This window comes from Pseudomonas sp. CFBP 13719 (assembly GCF_014842095.1).
Taxonomy (GTDB): Bacteria; Pseudomonadota; Gammaproteobacteria; order Pseudomonadales; family Pseudomonadaceae; genus Aquipseudomonas.
In genome coordinates this window covers 370,217-396,732 of the sequence record NZ_JACYVB010000001.1, presented here as the reverse complement: position 1 = coordinate 396,732, position 26,516 = coordinate 370,217, and the positions used below count along the sequence as shown (strand labels likewise).

At 64.3% G+C, this 26,516-nt stretch carries 20 protein-coding genes and 1 tRNA gene; 9 read left to right on the top strand and 12 right to left on the bottom strand.

What is annotated here, in order from left to right; genetic code table 11:
* Positions 1-164: 164 nt before the first annotated feature.
* The 3 genes from IFT57_RS01935 (at position 165) to IFT57_RS01925 (ending at position 2,674) form a co-directional block, all read left to right on the top strand.
* Positions 165-1,070: a LysR substrate-binding domain-containing protein gene (locus tag IFT57_RS01935; RefSeq protein WP_192150211.1), complete on the top strand. Its 906-nt coding sequence runs from the start codon at positions 165-167 to the stop codon at positions 1,068-1,070.
* A gap of 181 nt (positions 1,071-1,251) precedes the next feature.
* Positions 1,252-2,385 carry a metallophosphoesterase gene (locus IFT57_RS01930; RefSeq protein WP_192150209.1) on the top strand — a complete coding sequence of 378 codons (1,134 nt, stop codon included), beginning with the start codon at positions 1,252-1,254 and terminating at the stop codon, positions 2,383-2,385.
* 79 nt (positions 2,386-2,464) lie between these two features.
* A complete protein-coding gene (locus IFT57_RS01925; RefSeq protein WP_122713597.1) occupies positions 2,465-2,674 on the top strand; it encodes a DUF2945 domain-containing protein in 210 nt (69 codons plus the stop codon).
* A 162-nt stretch (positions 2,675-2,836) separates the two neighbouring features.
* Here the strand turns inward: IFT57_RS01925 and yghU are convergent, their stop codons facing one another.
* Positions 2,837-3,676, bottom strand: a complete 840-nt coding sequence (yghU, locus tag IFT57_RS01920) for a glutathione-dependent disulfide-bond oxidoreductase (protein ID WP_192150208.1) — start codon at positions 3,674-3,676, stop codon at positions 2,837-2,839.
* A 271-nt stretch (positions 3,677-3,947) separates the two neighbouring features.
* On the opposite strand from yghU, the gene IFT57_RS01915 reads away from it, so the two are divergent.
* The 5 genes from IFT57_RS01915 (at position 3,948) to IFT57_RS01895 (ending at position 12,643) form a co-directional block, all read left to right on the top strand.
* Positions 3,948-4,022 (top strand) — tRNA-Gln (locus tag IFT57_RS01915).
* A 347-nt stretch (positions 4,023-4,369) separates the two neighbouring features.
* Positions 4,370-6,898 carry a PAS domain-containing protein gene (locus tag IFT57_RS01910; RefSeq protein WP_192150845.1) on the top strand — a complete coding sequence of 843 codons (2,529 nt, stop codon included), beginning with the start codon at positions 4,370-4,372 and terminating at the stop codon, positions 6,896-6,898.
* A gap of 40 nt (positions 6,899-6,938) precedes the next feature.
* A complete protein-coding gene (locus IFT57_RS01905; RefSeq protein ID WP_192150206.1) occupies positions 6,939-8,180 on the top strand; it encodes a PrpF domain-containing protein in 1,242 nt (413 codons plus the stop codon).
* A 256-nt stretch (positions 8,181-8,436) separates the two neighbouring features.
* Complete coding sequence (gene nhaA, locus IFT57_RS01900) at positions 8,437-9,792, top strand: Na+/H+ antiporter NhaA (RefSeq protein WP_192150204.1); 1,356 nt, start codon at positions 8,437-8,439, stop codon at positions 9,790-9,792.
* Between the two features lie 280 nt (positions 9,793-10,072).
* Positions 10,073-12,643 carry a bifunctional diguanylate cyclase/phosphodiesterase gene (locus IFT57_RS01895; protein ID WP_192150202.1) on the top strand — a complete coding sequence of 857 codons (2,571 nt, stop codon included), beginning with the start codon at positions 10,073-10,075 and terminating at the stop codon, positions 12,641-12,643.
* Between the two features lie 278 nt (positions 12,644-12,921).
* Here the strand turns inward: IFT57_RS01895 and IFT57_RS01890 are convergent, their stop codons facing one another.
* The 3 genes from IFT57_RS01890 to IFT57_RS01880 are packed head-to-tail and all read right to left on the bottom strand — an operon-like array spanning position 12,922 to position 16,321.
* Complete coding sequence (locus IFT57_RS01890; protein ID WP_192150840.1) at positions 12,922-14,010, bottom strand: beta-glucosidase; 1,089 nt, start codon at positions 14,008-14,010, stop codon at positions 12,922-12,924.
* A gap of 29 nt (positions 14,011-14,039) precedes the next feature.
* Positions 14,040-15,248, bottom strand: coding sequence for a UDP-galactopyranose mutase (glf, locus tag IFT57_RS01885; protein WP_192150200.1), 1,209 nt, complete (start codon positions 15,246-15,248; stop codon positions 14,040-14,042).
* Complete coding sequence (locus tag IFT57_RS01880) at positions 15,236-16,321, bottom strand: glycosyltransferase family 1 protein (RefSeq protein WP_244657248.1); 1,086 nt, start codon at positions 16,319-16,321, stop codon at positions 15,236-15,238. Before IFT57_RS01880 ends, glf begins: the two co-directional genes overlap by 13 nt.
* 408 nt (positions 16,322-16,729) lie before the next feature.
* On the opposite strand from IFT57_RS01880, the gene galE reads away from it, so the two are divergent.
* On the top strand, positions 16,730-17,818 hold the full coding sequence (gene galE / locus IFT57_RS01875; protein ID WP_192150196.1) for a UDP-glucose 4-epimerase GalE: 1,089 nt from the start codon (positions 16,730-16,732) through the stop codon (positions 17,816-17,818).
* A 1,515-nt stretch (positions 17,819-19,333) separates the two neighbouring features.
* Here galE and IFT57_RS01870 read toward each other — a convergent pair.
* The 8 genes from IFT57_RS01870 to IFT57_RS01835 form a co-directional block, all read right to left on the bottom strand.
* The gene (locus tag IFT57_RS01870; protein WP_122713069.1) at positions 19,334-20,614 is read right to left on the bottom strand and encodes a TRAP transporter large permease; all 1,281 of its coding nucleotides are present in this window, start codon (positions 20,612-20,614) and stop codon (positions 19,334-19,336) included.
* A complete protein-coding gene (locus tag IFT57_RS01865) occupies positions 20,615-21,142 on the bottom strand; it encodes a TRAP transporter small permease (protein WP_192150194.1) in 528 nt (175 codons plus the stop codon).
* 64 nt (positions 21,143-21,206) lie between these two features.
* The gene (locus tag IFT57_RS01860) at positions 21,207-22,190 is read right to left on the bottom strand and encodes a TRAP transporter substrate-binding protein (RefSeq protein WP_122713067.1); all 984 of its coding nucleotides are present in this window, start codon (positions 22,188-22,190) and stop codon (positions 21,207-21,209) included.
* 42 nt (positions 22,191-22,232) lie between these two features.
* On the bottom strand, positions 22,233-23,078 hold the full coding sequence (locus tag IFT57_RS01855; protein ID WP_192150192.1) for an NAD-dependent epimerase/dehydratase family protein: 846 nt from the start codon (positions 23,076-23,078) through the stop codon (positions 22,233-22,235).
* A gap of 145 nt (positions 23,079-23,223) precedes the next feature.
* Positions 23,224-23,991: a phosphonate ABC transporter, permease protein PhnE gene (gene phnE, locus IFT57_RS01850; RefSeq protein WP_192150190.1), complete on the bottom strand. Its 768-nt coding sequence runs from the start codon at positions 23,989-23,991 to the stop codon at positions 23,224-23,226.
* Positions 23,988-24,815, bottom strand: a complete 828-nt coding sequence (locus IFT57_RS01845; RefSeq protein ID WP_192150188.1) for a PhnE/PtxC family ABC transporter permease — start codon at positions 24,813-24,815, stop codon at positions 23,988-23,990. Before IFT57_RS01845 ends, phnE begins: the two co-directional genes overlap by 4 nt.
* A complete protein-coding gene (locus IFT57_RS01840; protein ID WP_192150186.1) occupies positions 24,809-25,606 on the bottom strand; it encodes a phosphonate ABC transporter ATP-binding protein in 798 nt (265 codons plus the stop codon). The genes IFT57_RS01845 and IFT57_RS01840 overlap by 7 nt, the downstream gene beginning before the upstream one ends.
* Positions 25,603-26,454, bottom strand: coding sequence for a putative selenate ABC transporter substrate-binding protein (locus IFT57_RS01835; protein WP_122713062.1), 852 nt, complete (start codon positions 26,452-26,454; stop codon positions 25,603-25,605). Before IFT57_RS01835 ends, IFT57_RS01840 begins: the two co-directional genes overlap by 4 nt.
* Positions 26,455-26,516: the final 62 nt, after the last annotated feature.

The window sequence follows — 26,516 nt, the reverse complement described above, 5'->3', positions numbered from 1 at the left end:
GAAATGTGCAGGCAGGCAGGGGACACTGCTCGCCGCGGTCGCTCTGCAGAATAGGCCTGCGCACGTTGCAGGTCGCTTGCAACGCAGGGGGTGTGGACGTATTTTCGCGAATGCACGACGAGCTGGCAAACGTATATCCTTCGGTTTTTGCATGAGTTCAATGAATGAATCCCAGACGGCTCACGCCCTCCATGTCGTTGTTGCTGGCGTTCGAAGCGGCCGGCCGCCACGGCAGTTTCACTCGGGCGGCGGCCGAGCTGGCGCTGACCCAAAGTGCAGTGAGCCGACAGGTGCAGGCGCTCGAAGCGCTGCTGGAAGTGACGCTGTTCAGGCGTGAAGGCAGGCACATCGAGCTGACGGCGGCGGGCGCGCTGTATCAGCATGAACTGGCCGGAGCGCTGGCGCGCATTCGTGGCGCTACCCTGCAGACCATTTCGCACCGTGCCGAGGCCGATACCCTGCACCTGGCGGTGCTGCCTACGTTCGCTTCCAAATGGCTGATGCCGCGGATGGGCGATTTCTACGCTCGTCATCCCGGCAGCCTGGTGCATATCCATTCGCGAATCGTGGGTGGAGACCTGTCCGAAGGCGCACAGGACATGAGCGCGATCATCTGCGCGGGGTCGGGGCAGTGGCCGGGCTATCTGGCGCACCGGCTGCTCTCGGAGAAGCTGGTGGTGGTGGCCAGCCCCAAGGCCTTGCCTGAGCATGCCCAGGTGTCGGTGCAGGACGCCGCTCGGCAATTGTTGCTGGGCGTGGTGTCGCGCCCGCATGCCTGGTCGGACTGGTTCGCCAGCGTCGGGCTGGCAGGCTCGCCGAGCATGCGCCTGGGGCCGAGCTTCGAGCACACCGCGCATTTGATTCAGGCCGTCATCGCCGCCATCGGGATCGGGCTGGTGCCGCGCATCCTGGTGCAGGACGAGCTCGCCCAGGGTGAGTTGGTGACCCTCTTCGAACCCATGGAAAGCGGGCGCGGGTACTACCTGGCGTACCCGACGCACAACCAGCACTTGCCGTCGCTGGTAGCCTTTCGCGAGTGGCTGTTGTCCATTCCGTTTCCGGACAGTTGATCGGATACCCGATCCCCTGTGGGAGCGGTCATCGGCCGCGAAGGGCGCCCTGCGTATTATCTGCCGTACCGCGGCGCTCATTTCGCGGCCACAGACCGTTCCTACATGTTCTGTAGCAACTTCGCCAACCAACCATCGAAGCGGCCAGCTGTCAGAGTGCCACTGACCATGAGGAATCCCTGTGTTTCATATCTATGCGACTGTCGCCTTCCTGTATGTTGCGCTGCGCTTCGTCTACCCGCTGCCCCTGGCCACCGGCTGGCGCGTGCTGATCGGCCTGGCACTGCTGGCCGCGTCCAAGTACCACATGTTGATCCTCGCCTTCACCGGGACGATGTACTCGCCCGAAGTGCCGTACGCGGTGGCCTATGGCGCTGGGTGGGCCTTCACCGCGTTTGCCCTGTTGTTCGTGTTCGTGCTGGTGCTGGACCTTGGCATCCTGTTGACCTGCCTGGTCCGGCGCCATCGCCCGTCACGTGAAGCCCTGGTCAAGTGGCGCTGCGGCGTCGCGGCCCTGGCGGTAGCAGTCTCGGGTTTTGGCGTGGCCCAGGCCACCCGCGTGCCGGAGGTGCGTCAGCTGGAGCTGGAGATTCCCGGGCTTGCCGCGTCGATGGACGGCTTCAGGCTGGTGCAGCTGTCCGACCTGCACATCAGCGTGCTGTTTCCCGAGCCCTGGGTGGCAGAAGTGGTCAAGCGCAGCAACGCGCTGAAGCCGGACCTGGTGGTGATCACCGGCGACCTGATCGACGGGACCCTGCAGGCGCGTGCCACGGATGTGCGGCCGTTGGCGCAACTGCGTGCCCGCAATGGCGTGATCGCCATTCCCGGCAACCATGAATACTACTTTGGCAACGAAGGCTGGATGGCCAGATTTCGCGAAGCCGGCATGCACAGCTTGATCAACCAGCATGAAGTGGTTGGCGACGCGCGCGGGCAGTTGATCATCGCCGGTATCACCGACAAGGTCGCCACGCAGTACGGCGGCAGTGCGCCGGACCTGGAGTTGGCCCTGCGCGGCGCACCGGCCGGGGCACCGATCGTCTTGCTCAACCATCGTCCTGCAGGGATCGATCAGGCGATCGCCGCGGGTGTCGATCTCCAGCTTTCCGGGCACACCCATGGGGGGATGATTCGCGGTTTCGATCAGGTGGTGGCCAAGGCCAACGAAGGCTTCGTCTCGGGTCTGTATCGGCGCGCCGGCCTGCAGTTGTACGTCAGCAACGGCAGTGGGTTGTGGAACGGCTTTCCGATCCGCCTGGGCGTACCGTCCGAGATCACCGAGTTCACGTTACGCGCAGTACCGTCCGGCCAATGAAACGGCAGCGCAGGGGAATCAACGGCGCAGGCCGTACTCACTTGTCTGACGCGTGTTCAATCAAAACAGGGGCGAGCAGATGAGCAATGCATTCAAGGTCGGCGATGCGGTGCGCTGGAATTCCGAAGCGGGCGAGATCCACGGCAAGGTGACCAAGGTCCACGTCAAGGATGTGGAGTTCATGGGCAAGCACCGTCCGGCGTCCAAGGACGAACCGCAGTACGAGGTGAAGAGCGACAAGACCGGGCATTCGGCGCTCCATCACGCCGATGCCTTGCACAAGGCGTGATGCGGCGCCGGCCTGTCGATGATCTGTAGGAGCGGTCTATGGCCGCGAACCTGGCAGCGCGGTGGATCAGGCAGTGCGCGGGACCCTTTTCGCGGCCGCTGACCGCTCCTACAGGTCACTGGCGAGGCATGACGCGGCTTGCGCCGCTGCTACAGGGGAGGGTTATTTGAAATCCGCAGCGCTATGCCGTTCCGGCACTTGGGTCGCTTCATCGCCCCAGGTGCGGTTGATCCGTTGGCCGCGTTGCACCGCAGGACGTTGGGCGATCTCTTCGGCCCAGCGCTGTAGGTGAGGGTACTCCTCGACCGACAGAAACTGCGCCGCATCGTACAGGTTGCCGCGGACCAGTTGCCCATACCAGGGCCAGATGGCGATATCGGCGACGGTGTAGTCACTGCCGGCCACGTAGCGGGTCTTGGCCAATTGCTTGTCCAGCACATCAAGCTGGCGCTTGGCTTCCATGGTGAAGCGGTTGATCGGGTATTCCAGCTTCTCTGGCGCATAGGCGTAGAAATGCCCGAAGCCGCCGCCCAGGTAGGGGGCTGCGCCCATCTGCCAGAACAGCCAGTTCATGGCTTCGGTACGCGCCACGAGGTCTGTGGGTAGAAACGCACCGAATTTCTGCGCCAGATACAGCAGGATGGATCCCGACTCGAACACCCGTACGCTGCCGCCTTCGCTGCGGTCCAGCATGGCAGGGATTTTCGAGTTCGGATTGATTTCCACGAAACCACTGGAGAACTGATCGCCATCACCGATGCGAATCGGCCAGGCATCGTATTCAGCTTCGGCGTGGCCCAGTTCCAACAGCTCCTCGAGCATGATGCTGACCTTCACACCGTTGGGCGTTGCCAGCGAATAGAGCTGCAGCGGGTGCTTGCCCAGCGGCAATGGCTGTTCGTGGGTGGCGCCAGCAGTGGGTCGATTGGTCTTGGAGAATTGACCACCGGAATCTGCGTCGTTTTTCCAGACCTTGGGCGGAACGTAAGGGTTGGAGCTCATGCTGATTGCCTCCTGAGGTGCTTGAGATGTGCCTTCACGGTGCCTGAACACCCGTGGCTGGCATGGGAAGTATGGGGTGAAGATAGGACTTGGCCCGGGCCGGTACAGTTCATCCCCGTACCGTTCAAGACCCGTTACAGCACCGTCGAGCAGCAACCAGCTGTTTTTCAAGAATATTTGTTGCGCATGGGGTTTCCTGTGGAAAAGAAACCTGATAAATTCCCGCTCGTTCATGCAGAGGCCAGCAATTGGCACTTCTTGCACCGGATACAGGGGCGTCGCCAAGCGGTAAGGCAGCAGGTTTTGATCCTGCCATGCGTTGGTTCGAATCCAGCCGCCCCTGCCATTAACCGGTCACTTGAACCAGCATTCTTGCTCTATCTCTCTCTCCCCACAATATACTGTGCATCGATCCCGTTGCGATCGCTTCTATTGACGGCGCCTCAAACATCGCACGGCGAAACGCCTGTGGTCGCTACCTTGGCCTTCTGGCACCTCTTGCGTCTGGAACTGTGCGGTCAGGCCACTGCCTATAAGGCATAGCGATGCAACCATTGATATCACCTTGATAGGGTAGTTGGAGGCGTTCTGAATCACACGACAAACGTGGCAACTGCTTTCCAGGTCGAGCGTCTGCGCCGGGTGTTGGAAGAAGCGGGTTTCGATCCAGGCGACGCTCGGACTCATGCTGCCATGGAGCAGCTGCAAGCGTCGGTTGCTCATCCAAGCCTTGCAAGCGATGACGCGGGACTTCTGCCGCACGCCGCAAGCGATGCGCGTGAACGCGCCGCACTCGAAAGCTTCAAGGAGACCCAGGAGCGTTACCGCCTTGCCGTCAAGGCGACCAACGACGCGATCTGGGATTGGGACCTGAGCGGTAATCATGTGGTCTGGAACGAGGCGCTGGAACAGGCCTATGGGCATCCTCTGGCTTCGGTTGAAGCGACAGGGGAATGGTGGATCGAGCACATTCATCCAGATGATCGCGGCCGCGTCGACAGCTCCATCCATGCGGTGATCGACGGCACGCTGTCGGCGTGGTCCGGTGAATACCGTTTCCAGCGACACGACGGCACCTATGCCGAAGTACTCGACCGCGGCCACGTGATCCGCAATGCCGAAGGCCGGGCGGTGCGCATGATCGGCGCGATGCTCGACCTGACCCGCACCCGTGCTGCCGAGAGCGCGCTGCGCGAGAGCGAAGAACGCTTCCGCAAGATTCTTGAAAACATCGAATCGGCCTTTGCCATCGTCGAGGTCAAGTTCGACGAGCAGGATCTGCCGGTCGATTACCGGTTTCTGGAAGCCAACCCGGCGTTCGAGCGCCAGGCCGGGGTCAACCTGCGTGGGCGTTGGGTGACCGAATTCGCTCCGGACCTGGAACAATTCTGGTTCGACACCTATGGCCATGTGGCCAAGACCGGCGAGCCCGCGACGTTCGAGAACTACGCCGAAGCGTTCAAGCGCTGGTTCGATGTGCGGGCGGTGAAGTTCGGTTCCAGCGACGAGCGCATCATAGCCATCATCTTCAGCGACGTTACCGAGCGGCGTAATGCCGAGGAGCGGTTGCGCGCCAGCGAGGCCGTGGCCCGGGAAAACATCGAGCGCGTCCAGCTGGCACTGGCGGCCGGGGCCATCATCGGGACGTGGCACTGGCATCTGCCAACCGATCGTTTTGCGGTCGATGAGGGGTTTGCGGCGGCGTTCGGGCTGGACCCGAAACTGGGCCGCGAAGGCCTGAGCCTGGAGACGATCGTGGCCACTGTGCATCCCGATGACCGGGAGGGGCTGGCTGCCGCCATCGATGAAGTGATCCAGCGCGGTGGCAGTTATTCCCATCAGTATCGCGTGCGCCGAGCCGACGGCCACTATTACTGGATCGAGGCCAACGGTCGCGTCGAGAACGATGCCCAAGGCCAGCCACTGCGTTTTCCAGGCGTGCTGATCGACGTCGAGGCGCGGCGCTCGGTCGAGGCCGAGCGCGATCGGGCCCTGTCTGCGTTGCGCGCCCTCAACGATACGCTGGAACAACGAGTGACCGAGCGCACGGTCAAGCTGATCCAGGCCGAAGAAAAACTGCGCCAGTCGCAGAAAATGGAAGCGGTCGGCCAGCTCACCGGTGGTCTGGCCCATGATTTCAACAACCTGCTGGCTGGCATTTCCGGCGCGCTGGAGCTGATGAGCACGCGCATCGCCCAAGGCCGCTGGATGGAAACCGACAAGTACATCAGCACCGCGCAGGGTGCCACCAAGCGCGCGGCGGCGCTGACCCACCGTTTGCTGGCCTTCTCGCGGCGGCAGACCCTCGACCCGCGGCCTACCGATGTCAACGTGCTGATGGAAGGCATGACCGAGCTGATCCAGCGCACGGTAGGCCCCAGTATTCGCGTGGAAACGGTCGGCGCCATCAACCTGTGGCCGACTCTCGTCGATGTCAGCCAGTTGGAAAACGCATTGCTGAACCTGTGCATCAACGCCCGCGATGCCATGCCCGACGGGGGGCAGATCACCATCGAGACGGCCAACCGCTGGATGGACCGCGAAGCCGCCCGTACTCATGACATTCCCGAAGGGCAATACCTGTCGGTCAGCGTCACCGACACCGGTACGGGCATGTCGCCGGATGTCATCGCCAAGGCGTTCGATCCGTTTTTCACCACCAAGCCCATCGGCCAGGGCACCGGCCTGGGCCTGTCGATGATCTATGGCTTCGCCAACCAGTCGGGTGGCCAGGTGCGGATCTATTCCGAGCTGGGGCAGGGCACCACCATGCGCATCTACCTGCCGCGCTATTACGGCCAGGTCGATGACGAACCGCCGGAAACCCGCGAATCACTGGCCGCAGCCGCCCATGCGGGAGAAACCATCCTCGTCGTGGATGACGAACCGACGGTGCGCATGCTGCTGACCGACGTGCTCGGCGATCTGGGCTACACCCTGATCGAGGCGGCAGATAGCCTGGCCGGGCTGAAGGTGTTGCAGTCGGATGTACGCATCGACCTGCTGATCACCGATGTCGGTTTGCCGGGCGGCATGAACGGTCGACAGATGGCCGATGCCGGACGCGAGGTGCGCTCCGATCTCAAAGTACTGTTCATCACTGGTTATGCGGAAAATGCGGCGATCGGCAACGGCTATCTGGGGCCGGACATGCAAGTGTTGACCAAGCCGTTCGCCATGGACACCCTGGCTGCCAGGGTCCGGGAGCTGATGAGCCCTTGAACCGCGCGCCGTTGTGCGCGTGCTTTTGCAGGAGTTGCCGATGAACCCACTCGTTGCCACCGCGGCAGATCTGGAGCCCGGCTGGCAGTCGCGATGCCGCCTTGGTTCGGTGGAGATTCCCGTGCACTACATGCGTGGCGGTACGTCGACTGGCGTTGTCTTGTGGGAGCCGTTGCTGCCTGCCGACAGCCTGCTGCGCGAGCAACTGCTGCGCCACTTGATGGGTGTGCCTGCCGTGGCCAGCCACCCCGGCAATCGGCAGATCACCGGCCTGGGCCGTGGCCCTGCGACCAGTAATAAAGTCTTCGTGATGAACACTGAACGCGTGGGTGATGCCGTGCGTTTGGTCAGCACCCTGGCGCAGCTGGCCAGCGATCACGCCGAGGTCGACTGGAGCGTCAACTGCGGCAACATGTCCAGTGCGCTGCTGCTGTGGGCGCTGGACATGGGGCTGGTCGAAGCGTCGGCCGGCGGCCTGTGCGAAGTCGACATTCGCAATACCAACACCGGCGTGATCACCTCGGCGCGCATGCAGCGCGATGCGCAAGGTTGTTTCGTCGAGACGGCGATTCCCGGCGTGATGGGCGAGTATCCGGCGGTCGATCTGTTTCTCCATGCGCCGGTGGGCAACAAGACCGGCGCCCTGCTGCCGACCGGAGCGGTCATCGACCGCATCGAGGGCATCGAGGTGTCCTGCGTGGACGTAGCGGTGCCGATGGTCATCGTGGAGGCGCGCAGCCTGGGCAAGACCGGCCATGAACCTGTCGCGACACTGGCGGCCGATCAGGCGTTCATGGCGAAGCTTCGCACCCTGTGGACCCAGGCCGGGTTGAAAATGGGCTTGCGTCGCAAGGATGGCGTGTTGATGACTGCCGCCGAACTGGCGCGCAGCGAGACCATCCCCAAGATCTGCATCGTCGCTGCAGCGCATGATGGCGGCAACATCGCCGTGCGCTACTTCACGCCCCAGACCGGCCACGCCTCCATGGCCGTATCCGGTGGTTGCTGCCTGGCTGCCGCCTGCCTGGTGCCGGGCACCACTGCCCATCGAGTGGCCTCGGGTATTGCCACGCCGGGTGCATCCCTCATGGATATCCAGGTCAGCATCGAAAACCCGGCCGGGCGCCTGGACACCACGGTGGTCGCGGCGTTGGACGCTGGGCACCTGCAGATCCACAGCGCTGCCTACCGCCGCAGCACGCAGATCCTCATGCGCGGCCATGTGCCGCTGTATGGGGCTTCGAGTGAACTGCAGCAGGCATTGCTCGGCGTACAGACCTGATCTGCCGACCTTGATCGCCTCGATCGGTAGCCTCGCAGGCTGGCCGGATTCTGCGCTGATTGACCATCGAGCCGAAGGCATGGCCGGGCAGGGTGAGTGCGCTGCTTGCCCTTGGGATGCGGACACGGGCGATTGATCGACATGGCGCATTGCAAGTTGCGCCCAGGCTTTCTATCATCGCCGCGGGTGCACCGCTGCATACGGCAGGGGGCAGGTTAAAGTTCAGCGTTGGTCGGGCCGCCAGCGGAGAGCTATCGTGCCTGCAAAAAGACCGGCGACACCTCCCATTCCCCGTCCTCAACAGCTCACCGAACGCGCTTTGGCGGCGCTCGAACGCTTCTCGCACATCGAGGCCGTCAGCGGCATCGTGTTGCTGCTCGCCGCGATCACCGCACTGGTCTGGGCCAATAGCTCGATAGGAGATTCCTACGAGCACTTCTGGCATACCCAGGTCACCTTGGGCCTCGGCGATTTCAGCGTTTCGCAGTCCCTGCACTTTCTGGTCAATGATGGCCTGATGACCATTTTCTTTCTGGTGGTGGGTGCCGAGATACGCCAGGAAATCAAGGATGGCGCGCTGGCCAACCTGCAGCTGGCAGCCCTGCCGCTGGGTGCGGCACTGGGTGGCGTGCTGATGCCCGCCTTGCTCTACCTTGCCCTCAACCACGGCACTCCGGCCAGCGCCGGCTGGGCAGTGCCGACCGCTACCGACATCGCCTTCGCCGTGGGCGTGCTGGCGCTGCTGGGTAAATCCATTCCCGCCAGCGTGCGGATCCTGCTGCTGGCACTGGCGATCATCGACGATATCGTCGCCATCCTGATCATCGCGGTGTTCTATACGGCCAGCCTCGATTACCTGGGTCTGCTGGTGGCCGTGGCCGGGTTGCTGCTGGTGCTGCTGTTCCAGCGTATGGGTATCAGCAAGGCATATGCCTATGTGTTGCCGGGCGCGATCGTCTGGTTCGGCCTGCTCAAGACGGGCGTGCATCCCACCCTGGCCGGGGTGATTCTAGGTTTGATGACGCCGGTCCATTCCAAGCCGATGAGCGAGCGCCCGGTGGATATCATCCGCCGCAACTTCAACGAGCTGATGGAGCGCTTCACCCCCGGCAGCGACAACCGCGAGGCAGTGGCCGAGCCGCTCAGGCAATTGCGTGATGCGCAGCGTGAAGTGCTGCCGCCGGTGCAGCGGATACAGGTGGGGCTGCATGTGTGGGTGGCCTTCGGTGTCATGCCGCTGTTTGCCCTGGCCAATGCCGGGGTGAGTTTCGCCGGCGCCAACCTCAGTGATGCGGTGTCGCAGCATGTGTTTGGCGGTGTGATGCTGGCCCTGGTGCTGGGCAAACCGCTGGGCGTGCTGCTGATGAGCTTTCTGCTGGTCAGGCAGAACATCTGCAGGCTGCCCGAGGGCGTGACCTGGAGTGGGGTAGGCTTGGTCGGTCTGCTTGCCGGGATCGGCTTCACCATGTCGATCTTCATTGCTTCGCTGGCGTTCTCCGACCCGACCCTGCTGGCGTCGGCCAAGCTCAGTGTGCTGGCGGCCTCCACGGTGGCGGCGGTGCTGGGTCTGGTCTGGGGCAAGCTCAGCTTCGGCAAGGCGCGGCTTGGGTGACACCGATGGCCTGAGCTTGTGCTGGCTTTTGTGGGAGGACTGAGCTTGTGCTGGCTTTTGTGGGAGCGGGCTCTGCCCGCGAAGAGGCCAGCGTGGACCTCTTCGCGGGCAGAGCCCGCTCCCACATGAATCTGCTGCAGCCCACATGAATCTGCTGCAGCCCACATGAATCTGCTGCTGGCCATATGAGTCTGCTTTGGCAAGAGGCTGGGTGTTCATGGAAGCGCGTGGCCGGCCGATAGCCCTGTATCGGTTCCGCGCATTCTCTTTCAGGCCACTCATGCTCAAGTCCAGCTTCACCTCTCCGGCATCCTCCGCCAGGCCAGCGAGCAGCACCTCCCTGGCGCAGGCCTCGTTGGTCACCTTTTGCGCCAGCCTCGCCGTGGTCTTTGCGCTGGCGGTCGCCCTGTCCCTGTATTTCGCCCACGGTCTGGATCGCACCGAGCGCGCCCAGGGTCAGTCGATGGTACAGAAAAGCATCGAGGCCGAACGCCGGCTCCTGCAACTGACCATCAAGGACTACTCGTTCTGGGGTGAGGCCTATCGACATCTGCACCTCAAGGTGGACATGGAATGGGCCTACGTGCGGGAAAACTTCGGTCCGGCGTTGTACGACGATTTCGGCTACCAGGCGGCGTTCGTCATCGGGCCGGGCAATCGCTCGGTGTATGCCGTGATCGACGGCAAGTACGAAACCATAGCGGCCGCGGATTGGCTGGGCCGCCCCGTCGATGAGTGGGTCGCCGCCGCACGCGCCCTGGCCGACGACGAAAAAGTCTTCACGATACTGACCAGCCTGGCCGGTACACCGGCCCTGGTGGTGGCGGCAGCGATCACGCCCAGCACCGACCCTACTGTGCAGACCGACGACCGGCCGCCGTCGGTCATGCTGGTGGTCAATCGTCTCGATCCGCAGCGGCTTCAGGCGCTGGGCGAGAACATGGGCCTGCGCGGGCTGCGTATGGCTCGTGCCGACGATGCCACGGCCGCCCATGCACGGCTCGAAGCCGAGCACGGCACCAGCCTGGACCTGCAATGGGACGCGGCAAGGCCTGGGCGGCAGATGATCATCGTGGTGTTGCCCATGATCATTCTGGCGACGCTGATCATCCTCGGCATGACTCGGGTCATGCTGCGGCGCAATACCCGCGCGGCGCGCGCCCTTGACAGCAGCCACGAACTGCTGCGCGACAGCCAAGTGGCGCTGGCGCTGAGCGAGTCGCGCTTTCGCGACGTGGCCGAAGCCAGCTCCGACTGGATCTGGGAAACCGATGGCGAAGGCCATGTCACCTACCTGTCCGATCGCTTCGAAACGGTCACTGGGGTGGGCAAGGCGCAATGGCTGGGCATCTCGATCGACGACCTGGTCGAATTGCACCAGGGCACGCTCCTGGCGTGGCTGCGCGGCAATCCAGGGCAGGGCAACCTGACCACCGAATGCAGCTATATGGACGTGCACCAGCAACGGCGCACCGCGCGGATCGCTGCGCGAACCATCGGCGATCAAGGCTTTCGGGGTACCGCCACCGATGTCACCGAGGAGATCGAAGCGCGGCGACGGGTCGAGTACCTGTCGCGCCACGACGTGCTGACCGGCCTGCCCAACCGCAGCCAGTTGCGCGACTACCTGGAAAGCCGTCTGGAAAACGCGCTCGCCGCCCGCCAGCCACTGGTCATGCTGACCATCGATCTGGATCGCTTCAAGCCGGTCAACGACCTGCTCGGCCATGCTACCGGCGACCGCGTGCTGTACCAGATCGGCGAGCGCATCAGGCAGTGCGTGCGCAGCCAGGACATCGTCGCCCGGGTCGGTGGCGACGAATTCGTCATGGTCGTATCGGGTGCGGTCGGGCATACGGAGATCGAGGCACTGTGTCGACGGCTGATCGAGCTGATCGAGCAGGTCATCGAGGTCGACGATCATGATATCCATGTCAGCGCCAGTATCGGCATTGCCGTGTCGCCGGGCGATGCAGCGCACGCCCCTGAACTGCTGCGCTATTCGGACATCGCCTTGTACGAGGCGAAGGCGAGCGGGCGCGGCACCTGGCGTTTCTATGATGGCGACATGAATGAACGGATCATCGAGCGTCGGCGTCTGGAAAGCGACCTGCGCTATGCCATCAAGCACGGCGAGTTACGCCTGCAATACCAGCCGCGCTTCCGCATTGCCGACGGCCAGATGGTCGGGGCCGAGGCGCTGGTGCGCTGGCAGCATCCACAGCGTGGCCTGCTGGCGCCCGATGCATTCATTCCGATCGCCGAAGACACGGGCTTGATCACCGCACTTGGCGACTGGGTGATGAACGCGGCCTGCCGGCAGGCCAGTCAATGGCCTGAGGAGCTGTTCGTGTCGGTTAACGTGTCGTCCAAGGAGTTCCAGAGCGGACATCTGGTGGCGCGGGTCAAGGCCGCCTTGTTGCGGTCGGGTCTGGCGGCGGCGAGGCTGGAGCTTGAGGTTACCGAAAGCGTGATGCTCGAAGATGCCGACAATGCGTTGACCCTGATGCGAGCCCTGAAGGCACTGGGTGTACGCCTGGCCATGGATGATTTTGGCACCGGCTATTCATCGCTGAGCTACCTGCGCACGTTTCCCTTCGATGGGCTCAAGATCGACCGCAGTTTCGTCGGCAGGCTGGGCGACAGCCAGCCCGACCTGGCCATCATCGAGGCGGTGATCGGCCTGGGTCGGGCACTGTCGCTGACGGTGACGGCCGAAGGCGTGGAAACGCTGGAACAGTTGCAGCTGCTGGACTCGGTGGCGTGCGATGAGGGCCAGGGTTATTACCTGAGTCGACCCCTCGAAAGCGCGCGGTTCGAAGAGCTGCTGCTGGCCAGTTGTTCGCGGTGATCGGTTAGGGCAATCATCAGCGCCCGGTGGTATCGCATGGACCGCCGACGCGGCTTGCGCCGCTGCTACAGGGGCTGCGGTGGTGTGGGGGGGCGCCTGCACTCTCCGCGGGAGCGGTGCCGCGAAAGGGCACCGCGGATTATCTGACACACCGCGTCGACGGCTTCGCGGCCACAGACCGCTCCCACGAAGGCCCTCGAGCAACACCTCCATCCCCTGTAGCAGCGGCGCGAGCCGCGTCCGGGCGCAACCCGTGGCTGCGGGGTATACGCCCACCATCACTGACCGGGCCGGTGTAGCCTTTCCAACGCCTGCAACTGCATCAGCAACGGATGATACGGCGCGCGGGTACCTGCACCGTCGGCGTCGCCGAACACGCCTGCGGGACAATAACGGCCGTCGTCCCAACCCGGATAGTCCAGAAACGGGTACCAACACAGCCCCTGCACATCGACGCCGCGTTGCAGCGCCACTGCCAGCTGGCTGCCCACGTAGTCCAGCCAAGGCCCTCGCGCATCACCCTCGGCGCCGGTTTCGGCCAGCAGGATCGGCCGCGCGTAACGCCGATGGAGCTCAGCCAGCAGCCCGGCCAACGGGCGAAACTCGGGGTGCCCGCGCAGGATCCGTTCGCCATTGTGCCGCCACTGGTTCTGCGGGTAGAAGTTGGCCCCGATGATGTCCAGGTACGCTTCACAGCCGCCCAGCCCCGGCCACTGCCTACCGGCCAGCATGTCCCAGGCCTGGAACTGCGACAGCCGCTGACCCTCGGCGCGGTCCTGGTCCACGGCGCGTGATGAGTCCGGCACGACGTGAATCAGCGGGTCGCACTGAACGAAACGCGCCGCGGGCGCCTGCGCGCGAATGGCCTCGATCGCCTCGATGCTGGCGCGCACCAACTGATGCTTGAGTTCCAGCCCACGGCCATGCGCGCCGGGGTTGAAATAGCCGACGTCGCCGCCGGCCCAGCTCCAGAACGACATCTCGTTGATGGGGGAACAAAAGGGCGCTTCGAAGCCTTCATCGACCATCAACCGTGCCGCGGCCCCGGCGAAGCGCGCAAAGCGTTCGACGAATTCGGGTCGCCAGATATCCAGGCCATCCGGGTAGCCGTAGTGACACAGGTCCCACACCACCTGCAGATTGCACTCGCGTGCGGCGCGCAGCAGGGGCAGGAAACTGCTCCAGTCGTAATACCCTGAACGCTGTTCGATCACATGCCAGCGCAGGCCGTCGCGCGCGGCGCCAATGCCACTGGCCAGCAGCTGGCGATAGTCATGGGCCGCCCAGCGCAAGTGGCCGGTGCTGGCCTGCACATCCACACGTTCACCATCGCGCCGCCGCTGCGCGGCGCATTCGTAGCCGGCCATGATGAAGGTATTGAACAGGCCAGGCGGCTTCAAGCGCCTTGCTCGTCGAGCGGCGCCAACGCCCCGGCTCCCTCGGTCGGCAAGGCTTGTTGCTCGATCCGCTGATACAGCGCCAGCGCCTGGCCCACGACCTGATCCATGTTGTAGTACTTGTAGGTGCCCAGTCGCCCGAGAAAGGTAACCCCCGGCGTCTCGTCCGCCAGCGCCTTGTAGCGTTGGTACAGCTGGGCGTTTTCGGGCCGCGGAATGGGGTAGTAGGGGTCGCCTTCGGCGCAGGGGTATTCGTAGGTGATGCTGGTGTGTGGATGTTGCTGACCGGTGAGGTGCTTGTACTCGGTGATGCGCGTGTAGGGCACGGCTTCATCGGGGTAGTTGACCACGGCCACCCCCTGCAACTGTGGCTGCTGCAGGGTCTTGTGTTCGAAGCGCAGCGACCGATAGGGCAGGCGACCCAGGCGGAACTCGAAGTATTCGTCCACCGGGCCGCAATAGACCAGTTGGGCATAGGCCAACTGTTCACGCACCTGGGCGAAATCGGTGTCCAGCAACACGTCGATGCGCGGATGGTCGAGCATGTTCTCGAACAGGCGCGTGTAGCCTTCGAGCGGCATGGCCTGAAAGCTGTCGGTGAAGTAGCGGTCGTCGGCAGTGGTGCGCGTGGGGATCCGCGAGGTCACCGACTTGTCCAGCTGTGACGGGTCCAGGCCCCACTGCTTGCGGGTGTAGCCCCGGAAGAACTTCTGGTAGAGCTCTTCGCCGATCTGATTGATCACCACGTCCTCTGAGGTACGGATGCACTCGACCGGCTGTGCCCGTTCGGCAAGAAAGCGCTCGGCCTGGGCCTCGTCCATCTGCAAGTCGAACAGCGTATTGAGCGTGGTCAGGTTGATCGGGATCGGTACCCGATGATCGTCGACCTGGGCCAGCACCCGATGCTCGTAAGGGCGCCACTGGGTGAAACGCGACAGATAGTCGACGATGCGCGGGGCATTGGTATGAAAGATGTGCGGCCCGTAGCGGTGGACCATGACGCCCGCCGCATCCAGATGGTCGTAGGCGTTGCCGCCGATGTGATCACGGCGGTCGATCACCAGCACGTTCAGGCCCAGGCCTGCGGCCAGGCGCTCGGCAATGACGCTGCCGGCGAAGCCGGCACCCACCACCAGGTAATCATAGGGGCGTCCATCGCTGTACGCGGACGGACCACGGCAGGCGCTGTCGAAGGTTACCTGAGGCATTCGATCTGCTCCTTCATGGCGTTGCAGGTCTTGTCCCACGACATGCCATCCAAAGCGGCATCGGCCTGGATGACCACGCTGTCGCGGGCTTCGGCACCCAGTGCGTATTCCACCGCAGCGATGAATGCAGCGGGGGTGTCGGCGATGGTCACTGCACCACTGGTGCCGTAGCCGCTGATGACGTCGGCGATCGGTGTCGACACCACCGGCCGCCCGCCGGCAAGGTATTCGGGGGTCTTGGTCGGGCTGATGAAGCGCGTGGAAGCATTGATCGCGAACGGCATGAGGGCGACGTCCCAGCCGGCCAGGTAGTGGGGCAATTGCTCATACTGCTTCGCCCCGAGGTAGTGAATGTTGGCGCGTCTTGGCAAGGTCTGCGGATCGATCTTGACCACCGGGCCGATCAGTACGATCTGCCACTGTGGCCGCTGCCGGGCCAGCTCATCGACCAGGTGGATGTCGAAACGCTCGTCGATGACACCGAAGAAGCCTAGTCGCGGGTGGCCGATCGCAGCCTGATCGCTCGGGTCGGGCAGCAACGCCCGAGCCTGGGCGAAGTGAGCGATGTCGACACTGCTGGGCATGGCGTGCGCATTGCCGTGCTGATGGCGCTTGGCTTCCCACAGACTCTGCCCACCGGTGAACACCACATCGGCACGCGCCAACAGTTGGCGTTCCCTTTCGATGAGTTCCGGCGGAGCGCCCATGAACGCGGACAACTCGTCCATGCAATCGAAGATGGTCACCTGGCCGTGCAGATGGTCGGTGAACGCCAGGCTCATCGGGGTCAGGTACCACAGCAGCAGTTCGGCGTCGCGGTGCTGGGCCAGGTAGCCATCGAGCAGGTCGCGCTGCATCGCGATGACATGCTCGTGGGGAGTGCCCGCCGGTAGCTGCGGCACCAGCACGGTCACGCCGTGTGCTGGATGGCTGGCCAGCAACTGCGGCTGCACGTGCTCGGCGAACACCGGTTCTTCGAAGAACAGCACATCGTAGCTCTGCGCCAGGCGCGACATGAGGTGCTGGGGTCGCTGGTAGACGAACCCCCAGCGCAAGTGCGACAGGCACAACATCAGCGGCCGGCCTGTTGGCGCCGGGGTGCGATCTGGGCTGGACAGTGGGGCAGGGGTAAAGCCGGGCGGCGCCACATCGGTCATGGGGGTGTCCTTGGTCAGTGCCTGAATCGGGACTGAAGCCAGGTTGAGCTGGCTTCGACGCCACCCGTATGGATGTTGCAAGGCAGTGCGGCGAGCGAGTGCATGCGCGCCATGCGTTGGTACTGATTGAGACGCCGTCGCTGCAGGCGGCGTTCAACTTTGATTTGTCGATAGCCCGCGATGTGCCAACCGTCTGGCTGCCGCCTGGAACTCCGCGCCACCGCGCGCGCCCATAGTTTCATAGGCCTGATCCCGTCGTCGTATCACGCAGGTGCTATCCCTTGATCTTGACCGGTGCGCCTGCGGGCGACGGGAGCGACGGCGATGATTCTAGTCACAGGCGGTACGGGTTACGTCGGCGCACAGGTGGTGCTGCAGCTGCTTGCCCATGGGCAGACTGTGGTGATCTTCGACAACCTCTGCAACAGCTCGCGTGCAAGCCTGGAGCGTATTGCCCGGCTGGGCGGGCGGCGTGCCCGCTTCGTGCTCGGCGATGTGCGCAACCGGGCGCAGCTGGATGCCCTGTTCGCGGATTTTCCCATCGCTGCGGTAATTCACTGCGCAGGCTTGAAAGCGGTTGGCGAGAGCGTGCGCGAGCCGTTGCGCTATTACGACAGCAATGTCGGCGGCAGCATTGCGCTGTGCCAGGCGATGGCGGCCGCCGGTGTCTTCACGTTGATTTTCAGCTCTTCGGCGACGGTCTATGGCGACTGCGCCACAATGCCCATCGACGAAACCTGCGCCACCGGATTGCCGACCAACCCATACGGTTTTTCCAAGCTGATGGCGGAGAACGTCATGATCAGCCTGGCGGCTTCGGATGCGCGCTGGTCGGTCGGGCTGTTGCGCTATTTCAACCCCATCGGCGCCCACGAATCGGGCGAGCTGGGCGAGGCGCCGGCACAGGTGCCGAACAACCTGCTGCCGTATCTGCTGCAGGTGGCCAGTGGGCGGCGCGACGTCCTGCAGGTATTCGGCAACGACTACGCCACGCCGGACGGCACCGGCGTTCGTGATTACGTGCATGTGATGGACCTGGCCGAAGGGCACTGGCGGGCTTTGCAGGCATTGTTGGGCGGCAGCGGCGTGCGCGTCTGGAATCTGGGAACCGGGCGGGGGTATTCGGTATTGGAGGTGGTCGATGCTTTCACCCGCACCTGCGGCGTGCCCATCGCCCTGACCTTCGAGCCCAGGCGCACGGGCGACGTGGCGCAGTGCTGGGCGGACCCGGGCAAGGCGCGCCGCGAGCTGGGCTGGCAGGCCCGACGCAGCCTGGACGACATGCTGCGCGACGCCTGGCGCTGGGAGTGCCGCCTGGCGGCAGAACACCGGCCCATCGTCTATACAACCGAAACCTCCCCCACGATCCCTGTAGCAGCGGCGCAAGCCGCGTCCGGATACGCCGCGGTGTGATAGCCGGATCGCATGCACCGCCGACGCGGCTTGCGCCGCTGCTACAGGGCTGCGGTGGTGTGTGGGGGCGCCTGCACTCTCCGTGGGAGCGGTCATCGGCCGCGAAAGGGTACCGCGGATTATCTGGCACACCGCGGCGACAACTTCGCGGCCCCAGACTGCTCCCACGCAGGCCCTTGAGGAACACCTCCGTCCCCTGTAGCAGCGGCGCAAGCCGCGTCCGGATACGCCGCGGTGTGACAGCCGAACTGCATGCACCGCCGACGCGGCTCGCGCCGCTGCTACAGGGCTGCGGTGGTGTGTGGGGGCGCCTGCACTCTCCGTGGGAGCGGTCATCGGCCGCGAAAGGGTACCGCGGATTATCTGGCACACCGCGGCGACAACTTCGCGGCCACAGACCGCTCCCACGCAGCCCCTCGAGGAACGCCTCCGTCCCCTGTAGCAGCGGCGCAAGCCGCGTCCGGATACGCCGCGGTGTGACAGCCGGATCGCATGCACCGCCGACGCGGCTTGCGCCGCTGCTACAGGGGCTGCGGTGGTGTGGGGGATGTGCGTGATGAGCCCACCGTCGTCAGCAGTCTGCGAATTATCTGGCACACCGCGGCGACAACTTCGCGGCCACAGACCGCTCCCACGCAGGCCCTTGAGGAACACCTCCGTCCCCTGTAGCAGCGGCGCAAGCCGCGTCCGGATACGCCGCGGTGTGACAGCCGAACTGCATGCACCGCCGACGCGGCTCGCGCCGCTGCTACAGGGCTGCGGTGGTGTGTGGGGGCGCCTGCACTCTCCGTGGGAGCGGTCATCGGCCGCGAAGGGGCACTGCGAATTATCTGGCACACCGCGGCGACAACTTCGCGGCCACAGACCGCTCCCACGCAGGCCCTTGAGGAACACCTCCGTCCCCCGTAGCAGCGGCGCAAGCCGCGTCCGGACACGCCGCGGTGTGGCAGCCGGATCGCATGCACCGCCGACGCGGCTTGCGCCGCTGCTACAGGGGCTGCGGTGGTGTGTGGGGGCGCCTGCACTCTCCGTGGGAGCGGTCATCGGCCGCGAAAGGGTACCGCGGATTATCTGGCACACCGCGGCGACAACTTCGCGGCCACAGACCGCTCCCACGCAGCCCCTAGAGGAACACCTCCGTCCCCTGTAGCAGCGGCGCAAGCCGCGTCCGGATATGCCGCGGTGTGACAGCCGGATCACATGCACCGCCGACGCGGCTTGCGCCGCTGCTACAGGGCTGCGGTGGTGTGGGGGATGTGCGTGACAAGCCCACCGTCGCCAGCAGTCTGCGAATTATCTGGCACACCGCGGCGACAACTTCGCGGCCCCAGACCGCTCCCACGCAGGCCCTTGAGGAACACCTCTGTCCCCTGTAGCAGCGGCGCAAGCCGCGTCCGGATACGCCGCGGTGTGACAGACGGACCGCATGCACGGCCGACGCGGCTTGCGCCGCTGCTACAGGATTTCAGTGCATCGGTTCGCTGCGGGGTGTTGGATACCCCGCAGCATTTGGGTTTACAACACCACGCTCGGCAGCCAGAGGGAGATGGCCGGAATGTAGGTGACCAGCATCAGCACCAGGAACAGCGCCAGATAGAAGGGCAGCAGCGCCTTGACCGTGGCTTCGATGGTCACCTTGCCGACCGCTGCACCGACGAACAGCACGGCACCCACCGGCGGTGTGATCAGGCCTATGCCCAGGTTGACCAGCATGATCATGCCGAAATGCACCGGATCCACACCCACGCTGACGATCACCGGCAACAGGATCGGTGTGAGGATCAGAATCAACGGCGCCATATCCATGATCGTGCCCAGCATCAGCAACATCACGTTGATGCACATCAGGATCACGTAGCGGTTGTCCGACAGCGTCAGGAACGCCGTAGTGATCTTCATCGGAATTTCCATCAGCGTCAGGATGTAGCCGAAGCTGGCAGCGAAACCGATCAGAATCATCACGATGGAAATGGTCCGCGCTGCCCGGTGCATCAGCTTGGGCAGGTCACGCCATTTGTAATCGCGGTAGATGAACATGGTCACGAAGAACGACCACAGCACGGCGATGGCTGCCGATTCGGTCGCGGTGAACACGCCCGAGAGAATGCCGCCGAGAATGATCACCAGCGCCATCAGTCCCCACAGCGCCTCACCGGCGATCTTCAGCGCCTGACGCATTGGAATGACTTCGCCCTTGGGATAGTTGCGCTTGCGCGCAAATATCATGCACAGGCCCATCATCACCGCACTGAGCAACAGCCCCGGCATGATCCCGGCCATGAACAGCGAAGCGATCGACACCGAGCCGCCAGCGGCCAGCGAGTACAGCACCGAGTTGTGGCTCGGTGGCGTCAGCAAGGCCTGGACCGAGCCGCTGACGGTAACGGCCGTGGAGAAATCACGCGGATAGCCGGCGCGTTCCATTTCCGGAATCAGCACCGAACCCACCGACGCAGTATCGGCGACGGACGAGCCGGAGATGGCCCCGAAAAAGGTCGAAGCGACGATGTTGACCAGCGACAGGCCTCCGCGCACGAAGCCCACCAGCACGCCGGCGAAGGCCACCAGCCGGCGCGACATGCCGCCTTCGGCCATGATCGCACCCGCCAGCACGAAGAACGGAATGGCCAGCAGCGAGAATTTGTTCACCCCGCCGGCGATCTGGATCATCAGGGCGTCGGCCGGAATGTCGATCCACCAGGCCCCGATCAGCGCCGACAGACCCAGCGCATAGGCCACCGGCATGCCCACCAGGATCAAGGCGATGAAGCTGCCCAACAGTATGAGAGCATCCATTTACGCAGCACCTTCACTGGCTTCTACGACGTCGAACCGCATCACGGCGCGGTGGCTTTGGTCACCCAGGAACAGCTTTTCCAGGATGAATATCAAGGTCACGATGCCGCCGATCGGAATGGGCAGGTAGGAAATGCCTACCCGCATGGAGGGAATTTCACCCAGGTACTGGTTCCAGGTGTTAGCGCACAGCTTGAAGCCCTTGAAGATCATGAACAGCGCGACCACCGCCATCAGCACCTGAACCGCGAAGGCGGCCATTCGACGCGTCTGTGCCGGCATGCGGTCCACCGCCATGGCCACCGCCATATGCGCGCCGGCGCGGTAGCTGCCGGCGGCGCCGAAGAAGGTGAAGACCACCATCAGCAGGATCGCCACCGGCTCCGGCCAGCTGGAACCGCTGCCCAGCGCGTAGCGGGTAAAGATGCCCCATGGAATGATCAGGGTCATGGTCAGGACCGACAAGCCGGCGATCCCGATGCACACCCGGTAAAGCAGGTCGTTGAAACGCAGCACAGTGTTTTTCATGAGGCTCACCCAGCGGCGGGGGAGCGGGCACAGGCCCGGTCCCCCGTGGTGTTGACGGACAGGCTTACTTGACGGCTTCGATGCGGGTGATCAGCTCTTTGTACGGCGCGCCGTACTTGTCGCGCACCGGCTGGGTCGCATCGTAGAAGGCTTTCTTCTGCTCGGGCGTGAGGGCGATGAACTCCACGCCACCGGCCTTGAGCTTGGCTTCGGCTTCGCTGGATTTCTTGTCCCACAGAACACGCTCTTCCATCTGTGCTTCGCGAGAGAGCTTTTTCACCAGCGCCTGTTGCTCGGGGTTGAGCTTGTTCCAGGTGATCTTCGACATCACGATCGGCTCGGGGAGGATCAGGTGTTCGGTGAGCGTGTAGAACTTGGCGTTCTGGTAGTGGTTGTGTTCGAGCATGGTCGGCGGGTTGTTCTCGGCGCCGTCGATCACGCCGGTCTGCAGGGCGCTGAAGATCTCGCCGGTGGCCATGGCGATACCGTTGCCGCCCATGGTGTTGATGGTTTCGATGAACACCGGGTTGCCCTGCACGCGGATCTTCATGCCCTTGAGGTCACTGATCTGGCGTACCGGCTTCTTGGTGTAGAGGTTGCGTGTACCGCCGTCCATCCAGCCCAGCGCGACCAGGTTGAATTCGGAGTTGGTGATCTTGTCGAGAATCTCCTGACCGATCTCGCCGTCGATGATGCTGCGCATGTGGGCCTGGTCGCGGAAGATGAACGGCAGGTTGAACACGTTCACGTCCGGTACTACCGGGCCGACGATGCCCAGGCTGACGCGGGTCATCTGCACCGCGTTGCTCTGCACCTGTTCGACCACTTCCTTCTCGGAACCCAGGACACCGCCTGCGAACATCTTGAAGCTGATCTCGCCCTTGCTCTGCTCTTCGAGTTTCTTGCCCATGGCCTGCTCGGCCACCACCGGCGGGTAGCCGGCCGGGTGCACTTCGGCGAACTTGATCTTGATCTCGGCCTGCGCCAACCCGGACAGGCAGAAGGCGAGCGGGAGGGCGGCTACGAGTAACGTGCGTTTGAAATCCATGGATAACTCCAGCGTTGTTGTTGTTTTAAAGTCGCAAAGGATTCAGTTGTCGCCGAACGGCCCGGCGGCAACGAAGGCGCCGCCCTGATAGACCCTCGCCGGATCGTCGGCGGCAGGCATCGGCTGGGCTTCGATCTTGTCGCGAAACACTTCCGAGCTGTCCTTGGGTGTGAAGCCCAAGTGCGCGGCAAAACGGTTGTCCCACCACAGATCACGGTTGGCCGAAGCCCCGTAGACCACCGTGTGGCCGACGTTCGGGGTGAACAGGCTCAGCTCGATGAGGCGGGTCAGGTCGTCGAAGCTGAGCCAGGTGCTCATCATCCGGCGATTGGCGGGCTCGGGAAACGAAGAGCCGATGCGGATGCTGACGGTTTCGATGCCGTAGCGATCGAAGTAGAACGTCGCGAGGTCTTCGCCGTAGGACTTGGACAGGCCGTAATAGCTGTCCGGACGCCGGGGCGAGTGGGCGTCGATGGTCTGGTCCTGCTTGTAGAAACCGATCACGTGGTTGGAACTGGCGAACACCACGCGCTTGACACCATGCCGGCGCGCGGCTTCGTAGATATGGAAGACCCCGCAGATATTGGGCCCCAGGATGTCTTCGAACGCGTGCTCCACCGACACCCCGCCAAAATGCACGATGGCGTCCACGCCTTGCACCAGCTCGTGCACTGCCTGCTTGTCGGCGAGGTCGCACAACTGGAATTCTTCCTGGGTATCGGAACAAGTAGCTGTATCGGTAGAGGCGGGAAGCGGGACGATATCGGAGAGCCGCAGGGTGCGGGCGAAGGGTTTCAGACTTTCTCGCAGCACCTTCCCCAGACCGCCGGCGGCGCCGGTCAGGAGAAGGCGATCGAAGGGATTCTGGACGGAGTGAGTGCCTGTCATGAGCGAGTCCTTTTATCGTTATTATTTTGTCATCTGTTGTCGTATGACTTATTTCGGATTATCGACAGCTCTCGGCGATCTTGTCAACGCGACTAATGTCGAAATACACCAAGGTCGAATGCCGCTCGCGGTCGGTACGGGCTGGCTACAGGCGAATCCAGCGCTGGCGCATCCAGCCGCTCAAGGCATCCACCGCCAGTACCAGCGCCAGCATGGCCAGAATGAGCGTGCTGGCCCGTGCTTCCTGGAACAGGCTCAGGCTCACGTAGAGCATCTGTCCCAGCCCGCCGGCACCGACGAAGCCGAGGATGCTGGCCATGCGGATATTGTTTTCCCAGCGGTACAGGGTGTAGGCCAGCAGTTGCGGCCACAGATTGGGCAAGGTGCCGTAACAGAAGGCCAGCCAGGCATTGCCGCCCTGCAGGCGGATGGCGGCGGCGGGTGCGGCGGGGGTGTTTTCCAGGGCCTCGGCAAACAGACGGCCGAGTACCCCGGCAGTGTGCAGCGCCAGGGCCAGGGTGCCGGCATTCGGCCCCAGGCCTGCGGCGAGCACCATCAACACCGCCCAGACCAGTTCGGGAATGGCCCGCAGGGCATTGAGCGCCAGTTTTGTCACGCCTTGCGCCAGCCAGCCCAGGCGCCCGGCCGCGGGGATGGCCAGCAGCAGACCGGCGAGCGCCGCCAGCAGGGTGCCCAGCGCCGACATCGCCAGGGTTTCCAGCGCACCATGGCCCACCGCTCGCAGGTGCGTTGCACTGAGGTCAGGCGACATGAAGCGTGCCGCGTAGCTGGTCATGTGCTGCAGGCTGTCGACATTGCCCAGGGTGAACAGGTCCAGCCCCAGATAGACGAAGGAGCCGACCACCGCCAGCGCCATCGCCAGTACCAGCAGCAGATTGCCCAGACGCCTCATGCGAAGCGTCCTCTAAGCAGGCGGCTGAGCAGGTCCGCGAGCAACACCAGGGCGATGAACGTCAGCAGCATGCTGGCCACCTCGGCCGAGGCGAACATGCGCATCGACAGGTCGATCTGCTGGCCCAGGCCGCCGGCGCCGACGAAGCCCATCACCACCGAAGCGCGCACCGCGCATTCCCAGCGGTACACGGTGTAGGACGTCAGCTCGGCGGCAGCGGCCGGGAGAATGCCGTAGGCGAACGCGGCCAGCCGACCGGCGCCGGCGCGCAGCAGGGCCTGGGCCGGGCGCTGGTCGACCGACTCACAGATCTCGGCATACACCTTGCCGAGCATGCCGGCGTAGGTGATGGCGATGGCCAGCACGCCTGCCGTCGGGCCCAGGCCGACGGCGCGAACGAACAGCAGGGCCCAGACGATTTCCGGCACGCTGCGCAGAAAAATCAGCACGCCACGCACCGGCCAGCGCACACAGGTGCCGGCCCAACCAGGCCGGGCGCCGAGGCTGGCTGCGGACAGCGACAGCGCGCGGCTGGCCAGCAGGCTGGCGGGGATGGCCAAGCTCAGCGCCAGGGCCATGCCGGCCGTGGCGATGGCCAGGGTCTGCAGGGTGGCGTCCAGCAGCAGCGCGAGAAATACCGGGTCGTGGGCGGGCGGCCAGAAGTCGGCGAGAAAGGCCCCCATGGATTGGGTGCTGGCCGGGTCGAACAGTACCCATGGATCGAGCTCGGCCAGGCGTACGCCCGGCCACAACAACAGCACCGCCAGGGCGGCAAGCAGAAAGCGCGGCAGCGCGGCAGGGTCGCGTCGGTCCCTGCTCAGCATCGCGGCAGCCAGTGAGCAGGGGTGTCGGCCGGCGTTTGCACGCGGCTCAGGTGTTCGTTCGCGTACAGCGCCTCCAGGCGCTGCGCGGTGACCTGCGCGGCCTCCAGGTCGAACGCGATCTGGCCGTCGCGCACGCCGACGATCCGTGGGAAGCAGGCCAACGCCAGCTCCACCGTGTGCAGGCTGGCCACCAGCGTGACATGCTGTTCGGTGGCGTGCTGGCAGAGCATGTCCAGCGTGTGCCTGGCCAGTCGCGGGTCCATCGCCGAGACGGGCTCGTCCGCCAGCAACAGCTCCGGCGCCTGGTACAGGGCGCGGGCGATGCCGACGCGCTGCAACTGGCCGCCGGACAGTTGCTGGCACTGGGCGAACAGCTTGTCGTCCAGGTCCAGCCGCGCCAGCAGCGCACGGGCACCGTCGATGTCCACCGGGTGCAGCAGGTTGAGCAGGCTCTTGCCCAGCCCCCATTGCCCCAGCTTGCCGGCCAGCACGGCAGTCACCACCCGTTGCCGCGGCGGCAGGGGCGGGGCCTGATGGATCAGCGCGATACGCGCGCGCAGGCGCTGGCGCGCGCGACTGCCGAGGCGCCAGGGCTGCATGCCCAGCACATCCAGCTCGCCGGCGCTGGGCGGTTGGGCGGTTGCCAGCACGTTGAGCAGGCTGGACTTGCCAGCGCCCGAAGGGCCGATGATTGCCACGCGCTCGCCGGGCTCGATGCTCAGGTTGACATCGCGCAGGGCCTGCACACCGTTGCGGTGGCGCAGGTCGATGGCCGACAGGCGCAGGGTCATTTCAACAGGTCGGCAGCGCGAGCGGCGTCCTCGATGCCCTTGTAGTTCTCAGGCTTGGTGGCGATGAAGCGGCTGGCCGCCTGCAGGTCGAGAATGGCCTTGTCGTCAGGCTTGGCCGGGTCGAGGGCGAGGAAGGCCTGTTTGATCTTTTCTGCCAGGGCCGGGTCCAGGGTACCGCGCACGGTCCAGTTGTAGTCGAAGTAGGTCGGCGTGGTGGCGAACACCTTGACCTTGTTGGTATCGACCTTGCCGCTGTTGACCAGCTTGTCCCACACGCTGGCATTGAGCACGCCGGCGTCGACCTTGCCTGCCTGCACCCACGCCGCGGTGGCGTCATGGGCGCCGGAGTAGGCAACCCGGCTGAAGTAGGTTTCCGGCTTGATGTTGTCCTGCAGCATGAAGTAGCGCGGCATCAGGCTGCCGGAGGTCGACGAGATCGAACCGAAGGCGAAGGTCTTGCCCTTGAGGTCGGCCAGCGATTTGACGTTCGGGTCGCTGGTGATGAACTTGCTGGTGAACTGCGCATCCTGCTCGCGCTGCACCAGGGGAATGGCGTTACCGGTCTTCAGGTTCACCTGAACGAAGGTGAAACCGCCCAGCCAGGCCATGTCCAGGCGATCGGTCGCCAGCGCCTCGACCACTGCAGGGTAGTCGGCCACCGGCACGAACTCGACCTTCATGCCGATCTTCTGCTCGAGGTAGGCGCCCAGCGGCTTGAACTTGCGCAGCAGTTCGGTGGGCGCCTCGTCCGGGATGGCCGAAACCCGCAAGACATCGGCGGCGAAGCTGGTGACGGCGCTGGCGCAAAGAGCGAGGCCGGCGACCAGTGATAGGGAGCGCTTGAACATGGTGGGTCTCCGAAAGATGACGCAAGCAGCACGGGCAGGGCCCGGCGCGCTTAGATAGAGGT

Coding starts and splice junctions, on each gene's coding strand:
- IFT57_RS01935 (WP_192150211.1), top strand. CDS start 165: ATGAATCCCAGACGGCTCACGCCCTCCATGTCGTTGTTGCTGGCGTTC.
- IFT57_RS01925 (WP_122713597.1), top strand. CDS start 2,465: ATGAGCAATGCATTCAAGGTCGGCGATGCGGTGCGCTGGAATTCCGAA.
- yghU (WP_192150208.1), bottom strand. CDS start 3,676: ATGAGCTCCAACCCTTACGTTCCGCCCAAGGTCTGGAAAAACGACGCA.
- IFT57_RS01910 (WP_192150845.1), top strand. CDS start 4,370: ATGGAGCAGCTGCAAGCGTCGGTTGCTCATCCAAGCCTTGCAAGCGAT.
- IFT57_RS01905 (WP_192150206.1), top strand. CDS start 6,939: ATGAACCCACTCGTTGCCACCGCGGCAGATCTGGAGCCCGGCTGGCAG.
- IFT57_RS01895 (WP_192150202.1), top strand. CDS start 10,073: ATGCTCAAGTCCAGCTTCACCTCTCCGGCATCCTCCGCCAGGCCAGCG.
- IFT57_RS01890 (WP_192150840.1), bottom strand. CDS start 14,010: ATGGCCGGCTACGAATGCGCCGCGCAGCGGCGGCGCGATGGTGAACGT.
- glf (WP_192150200.1), bottom strand. CDS start 15,248: ATGCCTCAGGTAACCTTCGACAGCGCCTGCCGTGGTCCGTCCGCGTAC.
- IFT57_RS01880 (WP_244657248.1), bottom strand. CDS start 16,321: ATGTTGTGCCTGTCGCACTTGCGCTGGGGGTTCGTCTACCAGCGACCC.
- galE (WP_192150196.1), top strand. CDS start 16,730: ATGATTCTAGTCACAGGCGGTACGGGTTACGTCGGCGCACAGGTGGTG.
- IFT57_RS01870 (WP_122713069.1), bottom strand. CDS start 20,614: ATGGATGCTCTCATACTGTTGGGCAGCTTCATCGCCTTGATCCTGGTG.
- IFT57_RS01865 (WP_192150194.1), bottom strand. CDS start 21,142: ATGAAAAACACTGTGCTGCGTTTCAACGACCTGCTTTACCGGGTGTGC.
- IFT57_RS01860 (WP_122713067.1), bottom strand. CDS start 22,190: ATGGATTTCAAACGCACGTTACTCGTAGCCGCCCTCCCGCTCGCCTTC.
- IFT57_RS01855 (WP_192150192.1), bottom strand. CDS start 23,078: ATGACAGGCACTCACTCCGTCCAGAATCCCTTCGATCGCCTTCTCCTG.
- phnE (WP_192150190.1), bottom strand. CDS start 23,991: ATGAGGCGTCTGGGCAATCTGCTGCTGGTACTGGCGATGGCGCTGGCG.
- IFT57_RS01845 (WP_192150188.1), bottom strand. CDS start 24,815: ATGCTGAGCAGGGACCGACGCGACCCTGCCGCGCTGCCGCGCTTTCTG.
- IFT57_RS01840 (WP_192150186.1), bottom strand. CDS start 25,606: ATGACCCTGCGCCTGTCGGCCATCGACCTGCGCCACCGCAACGGTGTG.
- IFT57_RS01835 (WP_122713062.1), bottom strand. CDS start 26,454: ATGTTCAAGCGCTCCCTATCACTGGTCGCCGGCCTCGCTCTTTGCGCC.